The sequence below is a fragment of the Streptococcus sp. HSISS2 genome (assembly GCF_000448665.1).
GTDB lineage: Bacteria > Bacillota > Bacilli > Lactobacillales > Streptococcaceae > Streptococcus > Streptococcus raffinosi.
On the sequence record NZ_CM002133.1, the window covers coordinates 656,714 to 659,130 of the forward strand.

At 37.8% G+C, this 2,417-nt stretch carries 3 protein-coding genes; 1 reads left to right on the forward strand and 2 read right to left on the reverse strand.

Annotation, left to right across the window (positions count from 1 at the left end; translation table 11 throughout):
• Nucleotides 1-464: ABC transporter substrate-binding protein (locus HSISS2_RS10735; RefSeq protein ID WP_167546408.1), on the forward strand; the 464-nt coding region annotated here is incomplete at its 5' end.
• A gap of 46 nt (nt 465-510) precedes the next feature.
• Here the strand turns inward: HSISS2_RS10735 and HSISS2_RS03040 are convergent.
• Both HSISS2_RS03040 and HSISS2_RS03045 read right to left on the reverse strand, forming a co-directional pair.
• Nucleotides 511-1,734 carry an MATE family efflux transporter gene (locus HSISS2_RS03040; RefSeq protein WP_021145332.1) on the reverse strand — a complete coding sequence of 408 codons (1,224 nt, stop codon included), beginning with the start codon at nt 1,732-1,734 and terminating at the stop codon, nt 511-513.
• A 197-nt stretch (nt 1,735-1,931) separates the two neighbouring features.
• Nucleotides 1,932-2,417 (reverse strand): ABC transporter permease (locus HSISS2_RS03045; RefSeq protein WP_167546409.1); only part of this gene is annotated, 486 nt, incomplete at its 5' end.

The window sequence follows — 2,417 nt, forward strand, 5'->3', positions numbered from 1 at the left end:
CAGAAATCTTCGACAAACGTGATGAGATGAAGAAGGACCTGGATAGAGTGGATGCTAGGGAGGCTGTTTTCGCAGAGAATGTCAAAGCTAAGTTTGGCAATCAAAAACTCATGTATCTGCGCGTGACAGACAATGACATCCGTTATTACGCTTACGGGCATTTTGGTTATCTGTATGATACTTATCATTTCAATCGTGCTGAAACCTTCAATCCAGATGATATGTTCCAAGTTATCGATCCAGATAAACTAAAAGACATTAATCCGGACCTCCTGATTGTTCAAGCAGATTCTCAAGAGCTCCTAGAAAACAAACTTAAAAATAACCCTGTCTGGAGTAGCTTAAAGGCAGTTCAAAATAACAAGGTAATTTATGCTGATTACTCAACCTACATGCTGGGCTTTGGGATTATCTCCCAAGAGGCCATAATGAAACAGATCTCTGATGAATGGGGATTAAATTAAACTAAAAACGACCGTGATGGTCGTTTTTTCTATGTTCAAAAGTAGTCTAACTGATAAACAAGCGTCGAATATGTTTCCTCAAGGCAATATAAAGTTGAATGGTCATGGGAATCCAAATCAAGGGCTCGCATAGGATAACGCCAAGGTAGCCCATAGAAGGAATAACTAAAAGAACAAAGAGAATTTTTCCAAAAAGCTCAATGAAACTAGAGGTTAAAGGTGTGAGTTTTTTACCTAGGCCTTGGAGACTATTTCTGAAAATAAAGAGCATACCTAGAATAGGATAAAAAAGAGAACTGATACGGAGGTAGCGACTGGCGTTGTCAATAATCACAGCATTATCAGAACCAGAGATAAGACCAGCCAAGAAGGGACTTGCTATATAGAGAAGGGCACAAGCAATGACAGACCAGGTGATAGAAACAAGACTTGATTGTTTTAAGCCAGCTACTATGCGTTTAAACTGTTTGGCCCCGAAATTCTGAGAGGTAAAGGTGGTCACCCCAGCAGCAAGTGAGGTCAAAGGGAGAACTGCGAAAGACATGATACGCCTTGCTGCAACCTGAGCACTGATAATAAGAGGTCCAAAGCCGTTAATGGCATATTGTAAGGTCACAGTCCCAATTGAAACAATAGAATTCATAAGTCCCATGGCCATCCCTTGTCCAAAAAGGTCCAAATAAAGGCTTGAATCAAGAACAAAGTCTGAATTGCTTGGTAGAAGGAAGGTCACTTTTTTCTTAATATAGTAAAGACAGAGAATTGCCGAAAGCCCTTGTGAGATGATAGTAGCTAAACCTGCAGATTGAACACCAAGATGAAGTTGTGTAATAAAGAAAAGGTCTAAAACGATATTGACTAGTGCTGAAAAAATCAGAAAATAGAGGGCGGTAAGACTATCCCCAACCGCTCTGAGGAGTCCTGCACACAGATTATAACCCAAAGTTACTCCAACACAGGAAACAATCATAGAAATATACTGGTAAGATTGCCCGATAATAGAAGAAGGCGTTCCTAAAAAACTAAGCAAAGGATAAAGACCAAAATGCCCTAAAATCATAACCAAGGCACTTAAGCCTAGACCGATGACAACAGTGGCCGCCACAGACTGACGAAGTTTCCTAAAGTCTTTGGCACCATAGTAACGTGCGATAACAACGCCCATACCATTTCCAACGCCAAGAGCAAAGCCGATAACCAAATCAAAAATAGCAGAAGAAGCTCCTACAGCAGCCAAGGCATCTGGCCCTAGAAAACGACCCACAATCATGACATCGGCAGTATTGTAGAGTTGCTGGAAAATATTGGATATCAGAATTGGTAGAGCAAAGATTAAAAGAGACCTCAGAATTGGGCCTCGTAAAAGATCAACTGACGCATTTTCATAGACTTATTATAGCAAGATTGTAATTGTGAAACAATGTTAAAAAGCCATCCTAGGATGACTTTCAGAAGAAATTTTATAAATCAATGCTCACGTGCATTCCATTTAAATGCAAAATTTGAAATAAAGATAAGTCCAACTACCCAACAAATTAAAGCAAACACACTTGACTCATACGTTTGAAATTTTTCTAGTTTTATAAAATATTCTGTGTTAGCACCTATAAAAGAAAATCTCGTGATGTAACTCATAATTTTATTGCCCATATCAGATGAAAGCATAGGTAAAAAAGTAGCTATAATCAAGACAATCATACTAAATAATGTTGCATGAGTTTGGGTCTTAGAAAACAATCCTATGGACAAATTCAACAGAATAAATGCTAACGTAGTCAATACTACTACAACAAAATAAGTTAACCAACTTGGAATAGCTATTCCAAATATTACAGGCATAAACAAAGCCGATAAAACAGAAAAAATAAAAGGAAATGAAATGACAGAAATTATATAATTATATTTCGTAACACCACTCAATATCAATGTTCTTAAATTCTTCTTCTCTTTTCT

Excerpts from the sequence above, each read along its gene's own strand:
- HSISS2_RS03040 (WP_021145332.1), bottom strand. The coding sequence starts at position 1,734 with ATGATTGTGGGTCGTTTTCTAGGGCCAGATGCCTTGGCTGCTGTAGGA.